The following is a 20761-nucleotide window of genomic DNA, read 5'->3' as shown; positions in this document are numbered from 1 at the left end:
GAGCCAGCCAAACCCTACATCAGCGAACCCTTGCCGCTGGTCACTTCCGTATAGCGGTGCACGCGCACGGCCTGGACCAGGCCGAAGCCGACCATGACCGTCAGCATGACGGTGCCGCCGTACGACAGCATCGGCATCGGCACGCCCACGACGGGGGCCAGGCCCATGACCATGGCGCCGTTGATCAGCACATACAGCGAAAAGGTCGCCGTCACCCCAGCCGCCGCCAGGCGTCCGAAGTGGCTGTGGCTGATCGAGGCGATGYGCAGGGCCATGAAGATGATCGCCCCGTACAGGAACAGCACCCCGAAACAGCCGACGAAGCCGAACTCCTCGGCCAGGGTGGCGAAGATGAAGTCGGTCTGTTTCTCCGGCAGGAAGTTCAGCTGGCTCTGCGAGCCCAGCCCGAAGCCCTTGCCCAGCAGGCCGCCGGAGCCCAGGGCGATCTTGGACTGCAGGATGTGATAGCCGTCGCCGGACGGATCCTGCTCCGGGTTCATGAACGTCAGGATCCGGTTGCGCTGGTAGTCGTGCAGCCCGAACATGATGAAGGGCGGGATGGCGACGACGGCGGCGACCGCGCCGGCCGCCATCACCCGCCAGTCCAGCCCCGCCAGCATCATGATCGCGCCGCCGGTCGCGACGATCAGGATGCCGGTGCCCAGGTCCGGCTGTTTGGCGACCAACAGGAACGGCACCACGATCATGGCGGCCGGGATCAGCAGCCGCCACGAGAGCCGGGCGCTGTCCGACGACAGGCCGTGATAATAGCGGGCCAGGGCCAGCACGAGGCCGATCTTCATCACCTCGGACGGCTGGAAGCGCACCGGCCCCAGCTGCAGCCAGCGCTGGGCGCCCAGCGAGATGTCGCCGACCAGGTCCACGGCCACCAGCAGCACCAGGCCAATGCCGTAGATCGGATAGGCCGCCGCGAACCACCAGCGCAGGTCGCACATGGCCAGGGCGATCATGATGATGAAATAGACGCCGAAGCGCAGCAGATGCTTGTCGGCCCAAGGCTCCCAAGAGGCCCCGGCGATCGAGAACAGCATCAGCCCGCCGACGCCGGCGATCATCGCCAGCACCAGGCAGAAGGTCCAGTCGACCTCCATGAACTTGATGATCGGCCGGTCGCGTTCGCCGGGCCTGGTCAGGCCGCCGCTCAGGGTCATTGGGGGCCTCCTTGCGGCGGGGTGGGCGGAGCGTCCGAAGTGGGCGGYGGCGTCTCGACCGGATCCTCCGGCGCGACACCTTCCATGAGGTCTTCCGGGGCCAGTTCAGGCAGCGGCGCGGGCTTTTCGATGCGGGCGCGAATCTCGGGGTCCTTCAGCAGGGCCACGCGCATGACTTCACGGGCGCGCGGGGCGCCGGCGACGGCGCCGCCCAAACCGCCGTGCTCGATGATGACCGCCACGGCGTAGCGCGGGTCGTCATAGGGCGCGAAGGCCACGAACAGGTTGTGGTCCTTCAGGCGCCAGATGGTGGCATAGCCCTTGCGGTTCTTGACCCCTTCATAGCTGCGCACCTGGGCTGTACCCGTCTTGCCGGCCATCTGCACGTCGCCAAGGCCCAGCTGGCTCTGGCGATAGGCGGTGCCGCGCACGTCGTTGGCCACGGCCGCCATGCCGCCGCGGACATATTCCAGATGTTCCTGCGAGAACGGCAGGTCGGGCACGGCCGCGCCGCTGGGCTGCTCCACCCCGCCGACCGACTTGATCAGGCGAGGGTTCAGGGCTTTTTTGCCGTTGGCCAGGCGCGCGGTCATCACCGCCAGTTGCAGGGCGTTGACCGTCAGGGCCCCCTGCCCGATCCCATAGCTGGGGGTCTCGCCGGGAAACCAGATCTGGTTGGCCGGATTCTTCTTGAAGGCCCGCTTCTTCCAGGCCCGGTCGGGGACGTTGCCCTTCTTCTGGCCGGGAATGCCGATGTCGAACAGCTGGCCGAACCCCATGGCCCGGGCCGCCGTCGCGATGGCGTCGGGGCCGACCTTCAGCGACGTCTGGTAGAAGTAAACGTCGCACGAGTTCTTGATCGCCTCGTGCAGGTTCTGCGAGCCGTGACCGCGCGGTTCCCAGCAGCGCCAGGTCCGGCCGCCGTAATACCAGCTGCCGCCGCAATTGATGCGCACCTCGGGATCGACGCCGGCGGTCAGAGCCGCCAGGCCGACCGTCGGCTTGAAGGTCGAGCCCGGCGGGAACAGGCCCGTCATCGACTTGTCGAGCAGGGGCTTGCGCTCGTATTCGGCCAGCGCCTTGTACTCGGGGCCGGACAGGCCCTTCACGAACCGGTTGGCGTCGAAGCTGGGCGCGGAGACCATGGCCAACAGGTCGCCGTTGCGGATGTCCATCACGACGATCGCGCCGCTTTCCTCGCCCATCACCTCCAGGGCGCGGTTCTGGATGTCGGCGTCCAGGGTCAGGCGGATGGCCTTGCCGGGTGTCGGCGGCACATCGCCGGCAGGATCCAGGCGCACGACGCGGCCTTGGGCGTCGACCTCGGTCTTGGTGGCGCCGGCGTGGCCGCGCAGGTCCTTATCGAAGGCCTTCTCGACGCCCTGCTTGCCGATCCGGAAACCGGGATTGTGCAACAGCTCCTGATCTTGCGTCGTGTCGTCCTTGGCGGCCGTCAGGTCGCGGTCGCTGGCCTTGGCCACATAGCCGATCACGTGGGCGAAGGCGCCGCCGAACGGATAGACCCGCACCTCGCCCATGTCGGCGGTGACATTGGGCAGTTCCGGAGCGCGGATATTGACGCGCGAGAACTCCTCCCACGAGAGGTCCTCCATCACCACGACCGGGGCCTTGCGGGGCGCGCGCTCCAGCTCCTTGAGCACGCGGGCGCGACGGCTGCCGTCGATCGGGACCAGCTTGGACAGGTCGTCCATGACGGCCTCGGCGTCCAGGCCCTTGTCCTTGTTGATCATCAGCCGGAAGTTGGGCCGGTTGGACGCCAGGGACACGCCGTTGCGGTCCAGGATCAGGCCGCGCGGCGGCGGCACCAGGCGGTAGTTGAACTGGTTGCCGGCCGATAGCTTCTGATAGCGCTGGGCCTCGACCAGCTGCAGCTGGGCCAGGCGCCCGCCCAGGGCCAGCAGGCCCGCGCCCGTCAGACCGCCCAGCAGGAACGCGCGTCGGTGGAAGACCCCCTGACGCTCGTTGACCTCGAAGAAGAAGATGGACGGTTCGCTCATGGCCTCACCGGAACCGCACGTCGGCGTCCTCGAAGCGATCGACCAGGCGGTGGGCGAACGGGAACAGCAGCGCGGTGACCAAGAACTGCCAGAACACCGCCAGCAGGCTGGGCATGGCCAGGCTGTCGAGCATGGTGAACAGGAAGCCGGCCGTCATGGCGATCGCGGTGACCCCGGCGAACCAGGCCCACATCATCGGCCGGCTCTGGCCGGTCATCATGTTCCGCAGGATCAGCACCGTGGCGTAGGCGACCAGCAGCGCCAGTCCCCATAGGCCCGTCGGTCCGCCCCAGAAGATGTCCAGGAACAGGCCCAGGATCAGGATCGCGAACGGGGCCAGGATCGAGGGCCGGATCATCGCCCAGGCGAAGGCCGGGACCATGGCGAACACGGGCTCGGGCAGCTGCAGGCCCCAGATGCGGATCGGCGCGGCGAACAGGATGGTGGCCCCGATGCTCAGCAGCATCGGCACGCCCAGCCAGCGACCGGGATTCATGGCTCGCCCGCCGCTCATGCTCATCGCGGCGCTCCCGTCGGGGCGGCCGTCGCCGGCTTGGGCTTCGGCGCGACGGGCTTGGGCGCTGGCGGCTTGGGCTGAGCCGTTCCAGCGGCCGGCGCCGTTGGGGTCTGGGGCGTCGCTGGCGTGGCCGCGGGCGGCGGCGGGGCCGAGAGGATCGAGGTCTGCGGATCCTCGGTCGTCACCGGTGGCAGGGTCTTGGCCTCCAGCTGCTTCTGGTCGGCCAGCTGGGCGAAGTCCTTGAACAGCAGGATGCGGACGTAGTCGATCCCGGCCTGGTCGGCGAACAGCACGACACGCCAGCGGCCGTCCAGACCCTTCACGGCCGCGCCCACGGGCAGGCCGCGCGGCACCACGCCGCCGTCGCCGGAGGTCACCACCCGGTCGCCCTGCTGGATCGGATCGACGCCGCGCAGATATTCGAGCTTGGGATTGGGGCCGCCGTCGCCGGTCAGGATGGCCCGGGCGTTGGTGCGGTCGATCATCACCGGCGTGCGCGAGGCGATGTCGGTCAGCAGCAGCACGCGGCTGACGCCGTTCGAGACACCGACCACCCGGCCCACCAGGCCACGCTCGTTCAGCACCGGATTGCCGACCTGGATGCCGCGCTCCGAGCCGGAGTCGGCCAGACGGGTGTTGGCGAAGGGCCCGCGGCTGTCGCTGACCACCCGGGCCGAGGCCATCGGGATCGGCGGGTTGGTGCGCAGGCCCAGCAGCGACTTGTAGCGGTCGTTGGTGTCCTGCAGAGCCAGGGCGCGGTCACGCCACTGACGCATCTCGGCCAGCTCGGCCTTCAGCCGGCGGTTCTCCGACGCGGTGAAGAAATAGCTGCGAACATAGTCCAAGCCCAGGCCCGTCCAGCGCCCCGGCGCGGCGATGACGCCGCTGACCGGCTTGGCCACGGTGTCCACGGTCTGGCGGGTGACGCCGTAGGCCTGCTCCTGGAGGGTCTCGCGGCGGTCGGCCAGCAGGAAGGCGACGGCGATGACGGCCGCCACGATCAGGGCCACCGCCGCCGTCCAGGTAAGCGGCACTTTCAGGTCGCCGAGGGGACCTTCGCGAAAGGGCACGTACTGTTCTCCTGGCGCCCCCCGGCGCCGCTAGAGGAGCCTTTGGCCTAGGCCAGGGTCGATTCCAGGACGCCCTTCATCCACTTCGGATGCTCCAGCACCTTGCCGCAGCCCAGGGCCACGCACGACAGCGGATCGTCGGCCACGGTGACCGGCAGGCCGGTGTGGTCGCGGATCTCGGCGTCCAGGCCGCGCAACAGCGCGCCGCCGCCGGTCAGCATGATGCCCTTGTCGGCGATGTCGCTGGCCAATTCCGGCGGGGTGGCTTCCAGAGCGACCTTCACGGCCTCGACGATCTGCCCGACCGGTTCGGCCAGGGCGTCGGCGGCCTGCTTTTCCGAGATGCGGACTTCGCGCGGCACGCCTTGCATTAGGTCGCGGCCCTTGACGTCGATCGACAGGCCCTCGCCGTCGGCCGGCGCGCGGGCGGTGCCGATTTCCTTCTTGATGCGCTCGGCGGTGGTTTCGCCGATCAGCAGGTTATGGTGGCGGCGCATGTAGCTGATGATCGCCTCGTCCATCTTGTCGCCGCCGACGCGGACCGAGCGCGAATAGACGATGCCCGACAGCGACAGCACGGCCACCTCGGTGGTGCCGCCGCCGATGTCGACGACCATCGAACCGGTCGGCTCGTGGATGGGCAGGCCGGCGCCGATCGCGGCGGCCATCGGCTCGTCGATCAGGCCGACGCGGCGGGCCGAGGCGTTGAGGCAGCTGTCATTGATGGCGCGGCGTTCGACGGCGGTGGCGCCCGACGGCACGCACACGATCACCTTGGGGTTCACGAAGCCCTTGCGGTTGTGAACCTTGCGGATGAAGTACTTGATCATCTCCTCGGCGACTTCGAAGTCGGCGATGACGCCGTCGCGCATCGGGCGGATGGCTTCCATGTGGCCCGGGGTGCGGCCCAGCATCTGCTTGGCCTCGATGCCCACGGCGTGGACGATCTTGCGACCGCCGACATTGCGAAGCGCCACCACCGACGGTTCATTCAGAACGATCCCCTTGCCCTTCATGTAGATGAGGGTGTTGGCCGTACCGAGGTCGATGGCGATGTCGTTCGAGATCACGCCGAAGAGGGAAGAGAACATTGAAAGCCCTGACTGAGGGATAGGAGGGGCGTAACGGACGGTCAGATAGGAGATGGGCAGATCGAAGCGGTCAGATCGGAGAAGCGGAGCCTTTTCCGTCCCGGGGACGGGGTCGGCGGAGAAGAAATGGCTCCTACTTCAATTCAATGCGAGGACAACATGATTCCCGCATTTAGCGGATTACGATCCGGTCCGCGYGTCCAGTCGCTCGACGGGAGCGCCGCCCCCTGGCCGCGCCGTCGTCCAAGCGTCATATGATGCGCCGACGCCCGCCCGTTTGCCCTGCGAAAGCGTTGATTTCAAGGTCTATTAGCGGGCCGTCCTGAGCCATTTGCGATGAAGCCGGTCAACCACCGGATCATGGCGAAATCTAGCCGAGCGCGGCCATGACGACGCCGACCGCCGTTATCGCGCCGGCGACCATCTGCGTGACCGATAGACGCTCCTTGAACAGACGGCGTCCAGCCAAGGCGGCGACAGGCATTTCGACCACGCCGACCGCCCTCACCGGCCCCACCGGCGACAGGGCCATGGCCGTGAACCACAGGCCCGAGGCCGCCGCGCCGCAGAATCCAGCCCCCAGCGATTGGCGCCAGGCGGCGATCACGGCCTTCAGGGAGTCGGGGTTGCGCCACGCCAGGTAGCTGGTCAGGACGACGGTCTGGATGGCCTGGACGACCATCACCGTCACGAAGGCCGAGGCGACCGGGTGGACGGGATCGAAGGCCAGGCTGGCCTGCCGGAAGCAGTTGGCGCTCAGCGCGAACATCCCGCCGGAGCCCAGGCCGGCCAGCACCGCGCCCTTGCGCATGACCACCTCGCCGCGCGGCCAGGTCAGGGCGGCCAGGCCCGCCGTGGCGATCAGGCCGCCCGCCCACGTCATGGCGCTGACCTGGTCGCCGAAGAACAGCGCGCCCCAGACCAGGGCGAACGGCAGGCCGCTCTGCTGCATGGCGGTGCCCAGGGCGAAGGTCGAGCGGTGCATGGCTGTCAGCAACGCCGCCGTCGCCGCGATCTGCAGCCCCGCGCCCGCCGCGCAGGTCAGCCAGAAGGTTCCCGTCGCGTGGGCGCTCGCCCCCGGCGTCAGCAGCCACGCCGCGGCGGCGAAGACCGTGGCGAACGGCAGGCCGAACAGGAAACGGACCAGGGTCGCGCCCCAAGGGCCTGCCCCGCCCATGACCGAGCGTTGGGCCGCGTTGCGCGCCACCTGCAAGGCCGCCGCGCCGATCGTAATGGGGATCCAGATCATGCCCCTACCGCCTCGCCGCGATGATCAGACCCGACGCCCAGGCCAGGTTCGCCGCCGTCAGATCGGGATGGGCCGCCAGACGCTCGACCAGGGCGTCGACGCGCGCCTGGTGGCCCTCCGGCCAGTTGGGCTGGGGCAGCATGTCGTCGACCACGTACAGCCCTCCCCGCCTCAGCAACGCCAGGGTTTCGTCCAGGCCCTCGTACTTGCCGGGCCAGGCGTCGGCGAAGATCAGGTCGAAGGACCCTGGAGGTTGGACGCGAACATAGTCCAGCCCGTCCGCCAGTACGAAGCGCAGGCGCTCGTCCTTCAGGTGCTCGCGCGCCACGTCCTGAACGACCGGATCGACGTCGACGCTGACCAAACGGGCCGAAGCGTCCAGGCCATCCAGCAGCCAGGCCGTGGCCAGGCCCGTGCCGGTTCCCAGCTCCAGCATCCGTCCGCCGGGCTTGGAGGCGGCCAGGAGGCGCAGGAGAGCCCCGGTCCGGGCCTCGGAGGGCATGTCGAAGCCGAGGGCGGCCGTGCGCGCCTGGATCGCGTTCCAGGCGGCGGGCGGGGTGTAGGCGTTGTCGCCGAAAGTCATGGCCGTCTCCGGCGTCGCCAAGCGGCCACGCGCGCTCCCCCGACATCCTTGGCCAGGACGCGGTCGTGGGCGCGCGAAGCCGGGCCTCACCTCATGCAGGTGAGCGCCGAGCGACGCGATGATGTGGGTGGACAGTCCGGCCGAAACCGGACCGTTGACGGTGGCCTAGAAGCCGCTGGCGATCGCCGCCTCGGGCCGGCTCTTCTCCTTGCGGGCGAAGAGGTTGTTGAGCGCGTTGACGTACGCCTTGGCCGAGGCCGTGAGCGTGTCGGTGTCGGCGGCCGCGCCGGTGGCGATGCGGCCGTCCTCTTCCAGACGCACCGAGACCTGGGCCTGGGCGTCGGTGCCTTCGGTCACCGCATGGACCTGGAACAGGCGCAGGGCGGCGCTGTGCGGCACGATCTTGTGGATGGCGTTGAACACCGCGTCCACGGGACCGTCGCCGGTGGCCTCGGCCGTGCTCGAGACGCCGTCGACGTCCAGGGTCAGCTCGGCCGACTGGCCTTCGGTGCCGGCCACCACGCGCAGGTGCGAGACGCGGATCTTCTCCGAGCCGCGCGCCAGGGCGTCGTCGACCAGGGCGATGATGTCGTCGTCGTAGACGTGCTTCTTGCGGTCGGCCAGGTCCTTGAAGCGACCGAAGGCTTCCTTCAGCGCGTTCTCGCCCAGCTCGTAGCCCAGGTCCTTCAGCTTGGCGCGGAAGGCGTGGCTGCCCGAGTGCTTGCCCATGACCAGGCTCGACGGGGCCTGGCCCACCGACTCCGGCGTCATGATCTCGTAGGTCTCGCGGTTCTTGAGCATGCCGTCCTGGTGGATGCCGCTCTCGTGCGCGAAGGCGTTCTTGCCGACGATGGCCTTGTTGTACTGCACCGGGAAGCCGGTGATGGCCGAGACGTAGCGGCTGGCGCGGGTGATGTGGGTGGTGTCGATGCCCGTGCGGTACGGCAGGCGGTCGCCGCGCACCTTCAGGGCCATGACGATCTCTTCCAGCGCGGCGTTGCCGGCGCGCTCGCCCAGGCCGTTCACGGCGCACTCGACCTGACGGGCCCCGCCTTGGACGCCGGCCAGGCTGTTGGCCACGGCCAGGCCCAGGTCGTTGTGGCAGTGGGTCGAGAAGATCACCTTGTCGGCGCCTTCGACGTTCTTGGTCATCCAATCAAACAGGTCGGCGTATTCCGACGGATAGGTGTAGCCCACCGTGTCGGGCAGGTTGATCGTCGTGGCGCCCGCCTTGATGGCGGTCTCGACCGCGCGGCGCAGGAACTGACGGTCGCTGCGGGTGGCGTCCTCGGCCGACCACTCGACGTCGTCGCGCAGATTGCGGGCGTGGGTCACCGAGCGGGCGATCACGTCGATGACCGCGTCGGGCTCCATCTGCAGCTTGTGCTTCATGTGCAGATCGGAGGTGGCGATGACCACGTGAATCCGGCCACGCTGGGTAGGCTTCAGGGCCTCGGCGCAGCGATCGATGTCGACCTGGTGAGCGCGGCACAGGCCGGCGATGGTCGAGTTCTTGACGATCTTGGCCACTTCGCGGACGGCCTCGAAGTCGCCGTTCGAGGCGATCGGGAAGCCGGCCTCGATGATGTCGACCCCCATCTCCTCGAGGATCTTGGCCAGTTCCAGCTTCTCTTCCAGCGACATCGACGCGCCAGGCGACTGCTCGCCGTCGCGCATGGTGGTGTCGAAAATAACGACGTTATCGCGCTTGTCGGAAGCGCTACCAATCGAGGTAGCCGGGGATACGGGGGTCATGGAAGTACTCGTCGAATGGGGTGTCTGCGTGCGGGCTGCGGGTCAGATGTCCCCTGTGCGCCCGGCCACGACGATGCGCGGCCCCTAGAGCGCCCAGGGGCTGATAAGCCGAAGCGAAAGCAGGACGCGCGCGACAGTCATGCAGACTTTCTACACATCGGCCCAGAATCGAGCAAGCAATTTGCGCTGGCCGCGCGATCCGCCGCAGCTGGCGCAACGATCTTCCACGGAAGGGTTAATCCAGGCGCGTTACGATCGGAAACCCGGTCGGAAAGGCGTCAAACCATCCCGCCCATCGCGCGGCGTCGCGCGAACTCGACCTCAGCTCTACGCCTCTTCCGCCGACTCCCGGCGCTTGAGCCAGGCGCGGCTGAGCAGGCCCATGCCCAGCCAGATGATCACGGCCAGCACGATCATGACGATGTGCTGCTTGCCGCCGCCCTTCATCGCCTGGACAATCGAATTGCCGGCGAAGGCGGTCAGGGTGATCTTCGGGATGATGCCGATGGCTGTGCCGGCCGCGAAATGGCGCAGCCGCATGGGCGTCACGCCGGCGGCCATGTTGACGACGATGAACGGCGCCGAGGGCACCAGGCGCACGATCAGGCTGGCCATGAAGCCGTTCTTGCCGATCATCCGCATGAACTTGTTGACGCCCTCGCCGGCGAAGTCGCGCAGGATCCGCGCGCCATAGGCCCGGCCCAGCCAGAAGCCGACCAGCGACGAGACCAGGGTGCCGATCCAGCTGTAGGCGAAGCCGGTCCAGGGCCCGAAGGCCACCACCGCCGCGGCGATCAGCACGAACTGCGGCACGCCCAGGAAGGCCATGACCGCGAAGGCCGCCACGGCCATCGGCAGGGCCCAGGGCCCGCTGGCCGCGCCCAGCCAGTGCTCGACCGCCGTCTCGCCGTTGACGCCCAGCAGCTGCGCGCCGAACAGGAAGACCAGGCCGACCCCGCCGAACAGCACGAACGAAACCGCCACCGTGCGCCAGGCGCGGGCGTCCATATTGGTCACGAAATCGAGTATGCGGCGGATCACGGGCCCTCCTCGCGCAAGCCTCGCCCAGGGTCAAGCAAGGCTTTAGGCGGACACGCGCCGAGAGCGCAAAGGAAACGGGCGTTTTTCCGGCCGATGCGCCGGAACCGCGATCCGGGGAGGTTAACACTCGCCCGCCACGACATTTCGGTTGCGTAAGCTTCACATGACAGCGTTACTTATCCACAGGCTGCAAGGGCCGAAAACCTTGGCCCGGTAAGGAGTTGGATCGTGAAGACCCTGGCAGTGATCTCCCGCAAGGGCGGCGCCGGTAAGACGACGCTCGCGGTCAATCTGGCGATCACCGCGCATCTCTCCGGCCTCAAGACCATGCTGGCCGACATCGATCCGCAAAGGTCGGCGACCGACGCCCTGCGGGCCCGCAACGGCGACGGCCCCGTGCTGGCCGAAATCAACGCCGGCAAGCTGTTCTCGACCCGGGTCCAGGCCCAGCACGGCGACTACGACGCCCTGGTTATCGACACCCCCGCCGCGCCCGAGACCGACGGCCTGCAGGCGATCAACTGCGCCGACCTCTGCGTGCTGGTCTGCCGCCCGACCTTCCTGGACATCGCCTCGGTGGTGCGCTCGGCCGAAGCCGTTCGCCGCMTGGGCAAGAAGGGCGTGATCGTGCTGAGCCAGGCGCCGTCGCGCCGCAACGGCGTCGAGCCGCCGGCCGTGCTGAAGGCCGCCGAGGCCCTGCGCTTCACCGGCATGCCCCTGGCCCCGATCGGGCTGCGCGCCCGGACCGCCTTCCAGCAGTCGCTCGCCCATGGCCGTTCGGTGTGCGAATGGGAGCCGGGTTCGGCCGCCGCCGAAGAAATCTCGCGCCTCTGGGACCTGATCGCCCCGATGCTGCTGGGCCAAGAGGACATCCGCGCCCGCGCCGGCTAATGAGGCCGGATGAAGATTCTCGCCGTCTCCGGCAGCCTGCGCGCCGCCTCCTACAACACCGCCCTGCTCCACGCCGCCCGCGAGCTGGCGCCTGACGAGATGACGATCGAGGTCTTCGGGCTGGGCGATCTGCCGTTCTTCAACCAGGACGTCGAGGACCAGGGCGATCCGGCCCCGGTCGCCGCGTGGAAGGCCGCCGTGGTCGCGGCCGACGGCCTGCTGATCGCCTGCCCCGAATACAATGGCGGCGTCACGGCGGTGCTGAAGAACGCCATCGACTGGGCCTCGCGCGGCAAGCCCGCCCCGCTGGACGGCAAGCTCGCCTGCGCCCTGGGCGCCAGTCCCGGGATCACCGGCACGGTCCGATCGCAGGACGCCTTGCGGCTGAACCTGAAGCGCACCGGCTGCGACCTGGCCCCGCTCTCCGACATTCTGGTGGGCCAGGCCCACACCAAGTTCGAGAACGGCGTGCTGATCGACGAGCGCACTCGCCAGGCGATCGCGCGCCACCTGGCCAGCTTCGCGGCGATCGTGCGGGCGCGCGCTTCCCAGGCTGTCGCCTAGCCCTACTGCGCCAGCTTTTTCAGGTCGTAGTCCGGCCCGAAGTCCAGAACGAACACCGGTCCCAGCAGAACCGTCTGCTTGGCAGCGCCCAGGTGCAGCGAGACACTGCCCGCGTCGGCGGGAATGTCGATCGTGGCGCGGCCGGGCACGGTGTACATCTTCCATTCGCCCTCGACCTTGAGGCCGCCTTGCATCGCCGCGTCATAGGGCGCGGCCGCCTGCTGGACTCGGACCGCCGAGATGTCAGCCGCCGCCGGCCCGCCATCGACGCTCTCGGCCTTGGCCCAGAACGCCACCAGCAGCACGTCGCCCTTGGTCACCTTGCCCGCGATAGGCTGCGAGGCGCCGACGCCCCACGGCTTGTCGCTGGGCGCCTGGACCTCGACCTTCATGGCGCCGCCGCCGGCGATGGCCTTGTCCTTGATCGCGGCGCTCTTCTGGCCCGCGCCATAGATCGCCCAGTTGGCCGAGGGCTTGTTGATCGCCTTCTGCAGGATGTCGCCGTCGCTGGACTGGCGGGCGAAGCCTGACGACGCCGCACCCAACGCCAGCGCCACGATGGCCAAGGCGATGTAGAGAATCTTCGTCTTCATGGTGGTTTCCCTCCCCTTCGGGACCGTCTAGGCGGTCCGCGTTTCCCCCGAGGTCGACCGGCGTTCCCCGCGATCGATCCTACTAGTGGTAGCGGTATCTTGCAGATACCTCCGGCGCAAGAACGTCGTCTCGGCCAAGCGTCACCAAAATGTCCCAACCGAGGTTCGAAACGGTCTCGGCCGCGTTGCGCCGCGGCGAACGGGGGCGTAAAGACCGCCGCAATCCTGAAACGGCCCGCTTGAAGGGCCATGCAAGCACAGGGGAGTCCTGCAAGATGTCGCTCGAGTCCGCCGCCCTGCGGCGCATCGCACCGTCGGCCACCATCGCCATCAGCGCCAAGGCGCGCGCGCTGAAAGCCGCCGGTCGGGACGTGATCGCCCTTTCCGCGGGCGAGCCTGACTTCGACACGCCGGACAATATCAAGAACGCCGCCATCGAGGCGATCAAGGCGGGCAAGACCAAATATACCGACCCGGACGGCATGCCCGAGCTGAAGGCCGCCATCTGCGCCAAGTTCAAGCGCGAGAACGGCCTGGACTACAAGCCCAGCCAAGTCCACGTCGCCCCGGGCGGCAAGCCGGTGATCTACAACGCCCTGGTCGCCACCCTGAACCCCGGCGACGAGGTGGTCATCCCCGCCCCGTACTGGGTGTCGTATCCCGACATGACCCTGCTGGCCGGCGGCACGCCCGTCTCGGTCGAGACCACCGCCGAGAGCGGCTTCAAGATCACGCCGCAAGCCCTGGAAGCGGCGATCACGCCGAAGACCAAGTGGCTGATCATCAACAGCCCGTCCAACCCCTCGGGCGGCGCCTATACCCGCGCCGAGCTGCAGGCCATCGCCGACGTCCTGCTGCGCCACCCGCAGGTCTGGGTGCTGACCGACGACATGTACGAGCACCTGGTGTTCGACGACTTCGAGTTCACCACCATCGCCCAGGTCGAGCCCAAGCTCTATGACCGCACCCTGACGATGAACGGCGTCTCGAAGGGTTATTCGATGACGGGCTGGCGCATCGRCTACGCCGCCGGACCCGAAGCGCTGATCAAGGCCATGGGCAAGATGATCAGCCAGACGACGTCCAACCCCTGCTCGATCTCGCAGTGGGCGGCGCTGGAGGCCCTGAACGGCCCGCAAGACTTCATCAAGCCGAACGCCAAGCTGTTCCAGGAGCGCCGCGATCTGGTGGTGTCGATGCTGAACCAGGCCACCGGCCTGCACTGCCCGACCCCGGAAGGCGCCTTCTACGTCTATCCGTCGTGCGCCGGCCTGATCGGCAAGACCGCGCCCTCGGGCAAGGTCATCGCCACCGACGAGGACTTCGCCGGCGAACTGCTGGAAGCCGAGGGCGTGGCGGTCGTGCACGGCGCGGCCTTCGGCCTGTCGCCGTTCTTCCGCATCAGCTACGCGACCAGCAACGAGGTCCTGGAAGACGCCTGCCAGCGCATCCAGCGCTTCTGCGCCAGCGTGAAATAGGCGTCTATTGCCCCCGCCGGTTCGCTTTTAATCGGATCGGCGGGGCGCGCTCTGCGCGATACGCGTTTAATGTCGAAACCGAAAGCGGCGGAAGCGCGCTTAGGAAAACTGTCGCGCTTGGCGGCCAACGGAGGTCGCCGACATGGCGCGCACACCCAACTACTCCTTCGAACGCCAAGAACGCGAGCGCCAGAAGGCGCGCAAGGCCGCCGAAAAGGCTGCCGAGAAAGCCGCGGCCAAGCAGGCCGCGCAGTCGGACGAGCTCCCTCTCCGGGAACAAGACGACAACTGAAAGATACGGCGTGACCCATTCGACCATGTACAACCACGAGACTGTCTCGCTGGACGGCGAGCACTTCTCGGGCTGCGAATTCCGCGGCTGTCGGCTGATCTATGCCGGCGGTGAAGCGCCGACCTTCGACAACTGCCGCTTTGAAAACTGCGAGTGGAAGTTCGACGACGCCGCCGAGCGCACCCTGGCCCATCTGAAAGTCGTCTGGAACAACGGCGGCAAGGCGCCGGTCCAGGCTATGATCAAGGAAATCACCGGCGGCGGCCGGTGATCGAAGCTCTCCGCCAGGAGAGCGCCTAGTCCGGCAGCTGGAACAGATCCTCGACGCTGGTCCCCAGCACCCTGGCCAAGGTCAGCGCCAGGATGTGCGATCATGCAACCTGAAGGTTGCATGTCACACGCCGGCAAGAGGCCTTTCGCGCTAGCTCCTAGCCATTGATCCAGTCCGTCAGGCCTTCGCGGGCATGCGCCTCGCGCAACGCCGGACGTTGGCGCATCCGATCGAGATAGCGCTTCAGGTTCGGCCACGCGGTCGCGGGCTTGGGCATGTTGCGGCTCCAGCGGCACAGGATCGTGGTCAGCAGATCGACCGTGGTGAAGTGATCGCCGACCATGTAGTCCCGATCGGCCAGACGCGTGTCCAGTCGCGCGAAGCCGGCCTCGATCCGCGCCCGGGCCGCGGCCTGCACGGCGTCCTGGGCGTCGCCGCCCGCCGGCTCGTGCGGATAGAACCAGGCGCGGAAATTCGGCTGGAAGCTGTTGGCCAGCCAGAGGGTCCAGCTCAGATATTCGGCCCGCTCACGGGATCCAGGCGGCGGCGCGAAGCCGGCCTCGGGATGACGCTCGGCCAGCAGGGTGGCGATGCCGGCCATCTGGGTGATCGGCGCGCCGTCGACGATCAGGGTCGGGACCACGCCGTCGGGATTGAGCGCCAGATATTCCGGCGTCTTGTGCTCGCCCTTGTCGAAGTCGAGCAGCTTCAGGTCGAACGGGACGCCAAGCTCCAGAAGCAGCCAGTGGATGGCCGTGCCGGCCGTGCTGGGCGAACCATAAAGGGTGTACATGAAGAGCCCTCCGCGCTGATGCGGCGGATGTCGGCTGCTTCTCCCGAATGGTCAAGCCGGCGCGAAAAGGCCCCCGCCCTTTTCGAGCGGAGACCGTCGAAATCATCGAATGGCGGGCGCCTAGTGCTTCTCGCGCCATTGCGACTTGGCGTCGTCCTGGGTCAGGGCCAGATGGACCTTTTCGTCGTCGACATATTCCACCCACGACAGCGGGATCAGGTGGTGCTTGAAGCCGCCGCCCAGATCCAGCTTGGCCAGTTCGATCTCGCCGCCGGCGATGTGGTCGACCCGGCCGACATGGCCGCCGTCCGAGCCGACCACTTCCTGGTGCTCACGGATTTGCGTGACGTCGATCATCTGTCGTCTCCTGGGATTGAGGGAGGGGGCTGTCCTCGGACATCAAACGGCCACGCCACCGGCCAAGTTTCGGCTTGCCATGCACGCGAGGATTGTTCTTGATACGTTCCGAACCGACTGGAGGACGACGCTTGAGCATCCGCGCCCTTCTCGCCGCCGCCGTGATCCTGCTGTTCGCGGCCACGACGCCCGCCCTCGCCGATCCGGCGATCGGCAAGCGGGTCGATGCGGTGTTCGCCGACGACGCCGTGACCCTGACCGAAGCCGGCAAGACCGTGCTGGTGTACCGGACCAAGCCGCTGGACCCGGCCGCCGAGCCGGGGCGCGCCAACTATGTCGGGGCGCTCTATGCGCCGGACGGCGCGGCCCTGACCGAGGACAGGCCGGGCGACCATCCGCATCAGCGCGGGATCTGGTGGGCCTGGATGAAGGTCCAGACCGGCGGCAAGACCGTCGCCGACGGCTGGTACATGAAGGGCCTGACCTATTTCGTCCGCGAGAAGCGCTTCCTGGGCGACGCTGAGGGCGGCGGGACGCTGACGGTCGATGTCGACTGGATGGTCAATTCCGGACCGGAGCTGGCCTATGTCGCCCGCGAGACCACTAAGGTCACAGTTCGGCCGCTGAGGGCGGGCGCGCGGCGGGTCGAATTCGATACGACCATCACGTCCCGCGTCGACGCCCTGGGGCTGGGTGGCAGCGAGGACGACCGCGGCTTCGGCGGCTTTTCGATCCGCCTGGTCGATCCCGAGCACCTGACCTTCTCGTCGGGCGGCAAGGTCATCACGCCGAACGGCGCGGCGATCGACGCCGGGGCGAACATGGGCTTCGCCTGGAGCGGCGGGAGCAGTTCCCCCGCCTGGGCCGTGGGCTTGGCCTGCAAGGCCAACGGCCAGGCCGTGAAGCGCTGGATGCTATATAACGACCGCTCGATGCAGAACTGCGTCTTCCCGGGTCGCGCCCCGCTGGTGCTGAAGAAGGACCAGGCCTTGCATCTGCAGGAAACCCTGGTCATTCGTCCCGTCGCCAAGAAGAAACCCTGAGCCCACGGGAGCGCCCGCCATGGCCGAGATCGTCAATTTCAACCAGGCCCGCAAGGCCAAGGCCAAGGCCGACGACAAGAGCCGGGCCGCCGAGAACCGCGCCAAGTTCGGCCGGACCAAGGGCGAGAAGACACTGGACGCCGCGCGGGCCGACAAGCTGAGGCGCGACCTTGACGGCGCCAAGCGCGAGGACTGAGCAGCTGGCTGGTCTCAAGAAGCGGTCGGTGAACCTGGCCGGCCACGCCACCTCGCTGGCCCTGGAGCCAGAGTTCTGGGCGGCGCTGGAACGCGCGGCGGCCGACGGGGCCCTGAGCCTGGCCGGCCTGATCCAGCGGATCGACAGCGAGCGCGGGGATCGGCCGCTGGCCTCGGCTTGTCGGGTGTTCGCCCTGGCGCGGGCGGGCCGTTAAATGCTGTCATCCCGGACAAGCGCATGGCGCGCCGATCCGGGACCGCAGGAAGCTCCGAACCTGCCGCGGTCCCGGCTCTTCGCTTCGCTGCGGCCGGGATGACAGGAACTGTTGCTCTACCGCCGCGCCTCGGCCTCCACGCCCGGTCGACGCGAGGTCGGGATCGGCGGGGGCTGCGGGTTCGGGCCCTTGCGCAGTGCGGGGATCTCGGTCAGGCGCTGGCGGAGATCCACCCTGTCGCCGGCCATGACGCCCAGCTTCCACGCGCCCCAGACCGCGAGGGCCAGGAGCAGCACGACCAGCAGGGCGGCCCAGACGCCGCCCGCTTCGGTCTTTCGAGCGGCGCGAGGGGCGCCGCGATGTCCGTCATGCGCGAGAGTCTTCATGTCCTGCCTCAACCCGGCGCCTTGGGCGCTTCAGGAGGTTTGGGCGCGTCGGGCAGCTTCGGCGCCGAGGCCGAGATGTCGACGTCGACCTTCTTATGCTGCGTGAAGCCGCCGGACATCATGAAGAAGGCGAGCACCGCGACGATGACCACGAGGCCGCCCACGATGAACGCCAAGCCACTGTTGCTGCCGCCGCCGCTGCTGGTTCCTTCCGCCATCAGAGTCTCCGTGCCTGTCGGCTCCGTTCGTGTTGGCGGATCAACGGGACGCACGCCGGGAAGTTCCGTGGCCCGCGTCCCGGCCCTCGCCGTTCCTAGCCCCAAAGGGCTTAAGCCGCGCGCGGTTTGTGCTACATATGTTCCATGTATCCCGACGCCGACTCGCCGGATTTCCCCGGCGACCTCCCCGCCCCCCGCATCTCCGACCTCGCCCGGCCGCGCCCCCCGGCCCAGGCGGGCGTCGCGCCCGCCTATCTGGACGGGCTGAACCCCGAGCAGCGCGAGGCGGTGGAGACCACCGAAGGCCCGCTGCTGGTCCTGGCCGGGGCCGGCACCGGCAAGACCCGGGTGCTGACCACGCGGCTGGCCCACATTCTCGCCACCGGCCGCGCCCGGCCGTGGGAGATGCTGGCCGTCACCTTCACCAACAAGGCCGCGCGCGAGATGCGCGAGCGGATCACCCACATCATCGGCCCGGAGGCCGAGGGCCTGCGCTGGCTGGGCACCTTCCACTCGGTGGCCGCCCAGATCCTGCGCCGCCACGCCGAGCTGGTGGGGCTGAAGTCGAACTACACGATCATCGACACCGACGATAACGAGCGGCTGCTGAAGCAGCTGATCGAGGCCGAGAACATCGACGCCAAGCGCTGGACGCCGCGGATTCTCTCCCAGATCATCGACGGCTGGAAGAACCGCGGCTGGACGCCCGACCGCGTGCCGACCAACGAGGCCGGCGAGTTCGCCAACGGCAAGGGCATCAGCCTCTACCGCCAGTACCAGGAGCGCCTGCGCATCCTGAACGCCTGCGACTTCGGCGACCTGCTGCTGCACAACATCAGCCTGTTCACCGGCCATCCCGACGTGCTGGAGGATTTCCAGCGCCGCTTCAAATACGTGATGGTCGACGAGTACCAGGACACCAACGTCGCCCAGTACCTGTGGCTGCGGCTGCTGGCCCAGGGCCGCCAGAACGTCTGCTGCGTCGGCGACGATGACCAGTCGATCTATGGTTGGCGCGGAGCCGAGGTTGACAACATCCTGCGGTTCGAGCGCGACTTCGCCGGCGCCAAGGTCGTGCGGCTGGAGCGTAACTACCGCTCGACCGAGCACATCCTGGCCGCCGCCTCGGGCCTGATCACCGCCAACAAGGGCCGGCTGGGCAAGACCTTGTGGACCGAGGCGACCGGCGGCGAAAAGGTCAAGGTCAGCGGCGTCTGGGACGGCGAGGCCGAGAGCCGGATGATCGCCGACGAGATCGAGCGGGCCAGGAAGGCTGGCCGCAAATACAATCAGATGGCCATCCTGGTCCGCGCCTCGTTCCAGATGCGGGCCTTCGAAGAGCGCTTCGTGCTGCTGCAGATCCCCTACAAGGTGGTCGGCGGCCCGCGGTTCTTCGAACGGGCCGAGATCCGCGACGCCCATGCCTATCTGCGCCTGATCCAGTCGCCGGACGACGATCTGGCCTTCGAGCGCATCGTCAACACGCCCAAGCGCGGCATCGGCGACACCAGCGTCCAGAAGCTGTTGCAGATCGCCCGGCTGGGCGGGATCTCGACCGTCGAGGCGGCCCGCCAGATCATCGCCAGCGACGAGCTTCCGGCCCGCACCCGCACGGCGCTCAGCAACTTCATCCGCGACCTGGACCGCTGGCGCTCGCTGGTCGGCAATGTCCACCACCAGCGCCTGCTGGAGACGGTGCTGGAAGAGAGCGGCTATACCGACGCCCTGCGCCTCGACAAGGGCCCGACCAGCCAGACCCGGCTGGAGAACCTGAAGGAACTGGTCCAGTCGATGGCCGCCTTCGACACGCTGGAGGCCTATCTCGAGCACGTGTCGCTGGTCATGGACCTGGACCGCGAGGCCACTGGCGACGCCGTGTGGATCATGACCCTGCACTCGGCCAAGGGGCTGGAGTTCCCGCTGGTCTTCCTGCCCGGCTGGGAGGAAGGCGTGTTCCCCAGCCAGCGCAGCATGGACGACAAGGGCGAGAAGGGCCTCGAGGAAGAGCGGCGCCTGGCCTATGTCGGCATTACCCGGGCCCGCGAGCAGGCGCTGATCAGCTTCGTGGCCAACCGCCAAGTCTATGGCCGCTGGACCAGCCAGCTGCCCAGCCGCTTCGTCGACGAGCTGCCGATCGCCCACGTCGATGCGGCGTCCGAGACGGGCTATTACGGCGGCGGCCCCGGCATGCAGTCGACGGCCGCCTCGCGCTGGGACGATCCCGGCACCAGCGCCTTCCAGGCCGGCAGCTACGACAGCCCCGGCTGGAAACGAGCCCAGGAACGCACGGCGGGCTTCGGCGAACGCGGCGGCGCGTCGTGGCGAGGTGCGACCACCGCGCGGAGCGGCTCGGCCGCCCGCTCGGCCCCGATCGAGGGCGAAGGCCGGCTGGTCGCCGTCTCGGCCCCGGCGGGCAGCGCCTATGCGCGCGGCGACCGCGTGTTCCACGTCAAGTTCGGCTACGGCAAGGTCTCCGGCGTCGAGGGCAACAAGCTGACCGTCGCCTTCGACAAGGCCGGCGAGAAGAAGGTCATCGACAGCTTCGTCGAGAAGGCTTGAGGGCGGTCCGGCGACTTGCCCCCTCCGCGCTGCGCGCTCCTCCCCCGAAGGGGGAAGAAGGTACGCGTGGCGTGGCCAAGTGGGGGTAAGTGACATCGGCTTCACGCGGCGATCCGCTGAAGTTGGTGGGGAGGCGACGGAGCGGCCGGGCGAACCCGGAGACCGTGATGGTTTGTGTGTTTCGGCTCGCTTACCGCTCCGCCAGGCTGTTCTCTGCCGTGAGGACGGCGGGCGTGAGCGTTGTCTGCTCGGGCCTCCGCTACCCCCGGACGGGCGTGGACCAACTGGATCGGCTACTCCGTCTCCAGCTCGGCGATCCACGATAGGCGGTTTTGGATCGATCACCGCCCTGTCGTTTCGCCGCTCGGCCTTGTCCCGACAAGTCCGCCACCCGACGAGTCCGTCACCCA

At 68.2% G+C, this 20761-nt stretch carries 24 protein-coding genes; 9 read left to right on the top strand and 15 right to left on the bottom strand.

Features of this window, described 5'->3' with window-relative positions; all coding sequences use genetic code 11:
* Positions 1-14: 14 nt before the first annotated feature.
* From rodA to AC1DSO_RS19350, 10 genes are all read right to left on the bottom strand, one after another.
* On the bottom strand, positions 15-1172 hold the full coding sequence (gene rodA / locus AC1DSO_RS19395; RefSeq protein ID WP_477070369.1) for a rod shape-determining protein RodA: 1158 nt from the start codon (positions 1170-1172) through the stop codon (positions 15-17).
* The gene (mrdA, locus tag AC1DSO_RS19390) at positions 1169-3190 is read right to left on the bottom strand and encodes a penicillin-binding protein 2 (protein ID WP_477070368.1); all 2022 of its coding nucleotides are present in this window, start codon (positions 3188-3190) and stop codon (positions 1169-1171) included. Before mrdA ends, rodA begins: the two co-directional genes overlap by 4 nt.
* 4 nt (positions 3191-3194) lie before the next feature.
* Positions 3195-3710: a hypothetical protein gene (locus AC1DSO_RS19385; RefSeq protein WP_477070367.1), complete on the bottom strand. Its 516-nt coding sequence runs from the start codon at positions 3708-3710 to the stop codon at positions 3195-3197.
* Positions 3707-4777, bottom strand: coding sequence for a rod shape-determining protein MreC (mreC, locus tag AC1DSO_RS19380; protein WP_477070366.1), 1071 nt, complete (start codon positions 4775-4777; stop codon positions 3707-3709). The genes AC1DSO_RS19385 and mreC overlap by 4 nt, the downstream gene beginning before the upstream one ends.
* Before the next feature lie 47 nt (positions 4778-4824).
* Positions 4825-5868, bottom strand: coding sequence for a rod shape-determining protein (locus tag AC1DSO_RS19375; RefSeq protein ID WP_004623009.1), 1044 nt, complete (start codon positions 5866-5868; stop codon positions 4825-4827).
* Between the two features lie 370 nt (positions 5869-6238).
* Entirely contained in the window at positions 6239-7117 is an 879-nt protein-coding gene (locus AC1DSO_RS19370; RefSeq protein ID WP_477070365.1) for an EamA/RhaT family transporter, read from the bottom strand.
* 4 nt (positions 7118-7121) lie between these two features.
* Entirely contained in the window at positions 7122-7700 is a 579-nt protein-coding gene (locus AC1DSO_RS19365) for an O-methyltransferase (RefSeq protein WP_477070364.1), read from the bottom strand.
* Between the two features lie 165 nt (positions 7701-7865).
* A complete protein-coding gene (locus AC1DSO_RS19360; protein ID WP_477070363.1) occupies positions 7866-9455 on the bottom strand; it encodes a 2-isopropylmalate synthase in 1590 nt (529 codons plus the stop codon).
* 84 nt (positions 9456-9539) lie between these two features.
* Positions 9540-9596, bottom strand: coding sequence for a hypothetical protein (locus AC1DSO_RS19355; RefSeq protein ID WP_156136705.1), 57 nt, complete (start codon positions 9594-9596; stop codon positions 9540-9542).
* A 186-nt stretch (positions 9597-9782) separates the two neighbouring features.
* A complete protein-coding gene (locus tag AC1DSO_RS19350) occupies positions 9783-10496 on the bottom strand; it encodes a TVP38/TMEM64 family protein (RefSeq protein WP_477070362.1) in 714 nt (237 codons plus the stop codon).
* Between the two features lie 228 nt (positions 10497-10724).
* Between AC1DSO_RS19350 and AC1DSO_RS19345 the strand changes: the two genes are divergently transcribed.
* On the top strand, positions 10725-11387 hold the full coding sequence (locus AC1DSO_RS19345; RefSeq protein ID WP_477070361.1) for an AAA family ATPase: 663 nt from the start codon (positions 10725-10727) through the stop codon (positions 11385-11387).
* A 9-nt stretch (positions 11388-11396) separates the two neighbouring features.
* On the top strand, positions 11397-11951 hold the full coding sequence (locus tag AC1DSO_RS19340) for an NADPH-dependent FMN reductase (protein ID WP_477070360.1): 555 nt from the start codon (positions 11397-11399) through the stop codon (positions 11949-11951).
* A gap of 2 nt (positions 11952-11953) precedes the next feature.
* Here the strand turns inward: AC1DSO_RS19340 and AC1DSO_RS19335 are convergent, their stop codons facing one another.
* Complete coding sequence (locus AC1DSO_RS19335; protein ID WP_477070359.1) at positions 11954-12544, bottom strand: carbohydrate binding domain-containing protein; 591 nt, start codon at positions 12542-12544, stop codon at positions 11954-11956.
* 275 nt (positions 12545-12819) lie between these two features.
* On the opposite strand from AC1DSO_RS19335, the gene AC1DSO_RS19330 reads away from it, so the two are divergent.
* The 3 genes from AC1DSO_RS19330 to AC1DSO_RS19320 all read left to right on the top strand — a co-directional run bounded on the left by AC1DSO_RS19330 (position 12820) and on the right by AC1DSO_RS19320 (position 14585).
* Positions 12820-14022 (top strand): pyridoxal phosphate-dependent aminotransferase, encoded by a 1203-nt coding sequence (locus AC1DSO_RS19330; RefSeq protein ID WP_477070358.1) that lies wholly within the window; start codon positions 12820-12822, stop codon positions 14020-14022.
* 142 nt (positions 14023-14164) lie between these two features.
* Positions 14165-14314 (top strand): hypothetical protein, encoded by a 150-nt coding sequence (locus tag AC1DSO_RS19325; RefSeq protein ID WP_477070357.1) that lies wholly within the window; start codon positions 14165-14167, stop codon positions 14312-14314.
* 10 nt (positions 14315-14324) lie between these two features.
* The gene (locus AC1DSO_RS19320; protein ID WP_156136701.1) at positions 14325-14585 is read left to right on the top strand and encodes a hypothetical protein; all 261 of its coding nucleotides are present in this window, start codon (positions 14325-14327) and stop codon (positions 14583-14585) included.
* 157 nt (positions 14586-14742) lie between these two features.
* Here the strand turns inward: AC1DSO_RS19320 and AC1DSO_RS19315 are convergent, their stop codons facing one another.
* Together AC1DSO_RS19315 and AC1DSO_RS19310 are read right to left on the bottom strand one after the other, a co-directional pair.
* Positions 14743-15378: a glutathione S-transferase family protein gene (locus AC1DSO_RS19315; RefSeq protein ID WP_477070356.1), complete on the bottom strand. Its 636-nt coding sequence runs from the start codon at positions 15376-15378 to the stop codon at positions 14743-14745.
* Between the two features lie 120 nt (positions 15379-15498).
* Positions 15499-15735: a DUF2171 domain-containing protein gene (locus tag AC1DSO_RS19310; protein ID WP_477070355.1), complete on the bottom strand. Its 237-nt coding sequence runs from the start codon at positions 15733-15735 to the stop codon at positions 15499-15501.
* Between the two features lie 137 nt (positions 15736-15872).
* Between AC1DSO_RS19310 and AC1DSO_RS19305 the strand changes: the two genes are divergently transcribed.
* From AC1DSO_RS19305 to AC1DSO_RS19295, 3 genes are read left to right on the top strand one after another with little or no spacing between them, the layout of a single operon-like run.
* Positions 15873-16778 carry a DUF6807 family protein gene (locus tag AC1DSO_RS19305; RefSeq protein ID WP_477070379.1) on the top strand — a complete coding sequence of 302 codons (906 nt, stop codon included), beginning with the start codon at positions 15873-15875 and terminating at the stop codon, positions 16776-16778.
* Between the two features lie 19 nt (positions 16779-16797).
* Positions 16798-16974, top strand: a complete 177-nt coding sequence (locus AC1DSO_RS19300; RefSeq protein WP_477070354.1) for a DUF4169 family protein — start codon at positions 16798-16800, stop codon at positions 16972-16974.
* 4 nt (positions 16975-16978) lie between these two features.
* Positions 16979-17188, top strand: coding sequence for a ribbon-helix-helix domain-containing protein (locus AC1DSO_RS19295; RefSeq protein WP_477070378.1), 210 nt, complete (start codon positions 16979-16981; stop codon positions 17186-17188).
* A gap of 116 nt (positions 17189-17304) precedes the next feature.
* Here AC1DSO_RS19295 and AC1DSO_RS19290 read toward each other — a convergent pair whose 3' ends face one another.
* Both AC1DSO_RS19290 and AC1DSO_RS19285 read right to left on the bottom strand, forming a co-directional pair.
* Positions 17305-17574, bottom strand: a complete 270-nt coding sequence (locus tag AC1DSO_RS19290) for a hypothetical protein (RefSeq protein ID WP_477070353.1) — start codon at positions 17572-17574, stop codon at positions 17305-17307.
* A gap of 8 nt (positions 17575-17582) precedes the next feature.
* Positions 17583-17792, bottom strand: coding sequence for a hypothetical protein (locus tag AC1DSO_RS19285; RefSeq protein WP_477070352.1), 210 nt, complete (start codon positions 17790-17792; stop codon positions 17583-17585).
* Between the two features lie 144 nt (positions 17793-17936).
* On the opposite strand from AC1DSO_RS19285, the gene AC1DSO_RS19280 reads away from it, so the two are divergent.
* On the top strand, positions 17937-20351 hold the full coding sequence (locus AC1DSO_RS19280) for an ATP-dependent helicase (RefSeq protein ID WP_477070351.1): 2415 nt from the start codon (positions 17937-17939) through the stop codon (positions 20349-20351).
* Positions 20352-20761 lie beyond the last annotated feature (410 nt).

The organism is Caulobacter sp. P4_E5, assembly GCF_056401555.1.
The sequence above is the reverse complement of the archived record's forward strand: the minus strand, read 5'-3'. Positions and strand labels throughout refer to the sequence as shown.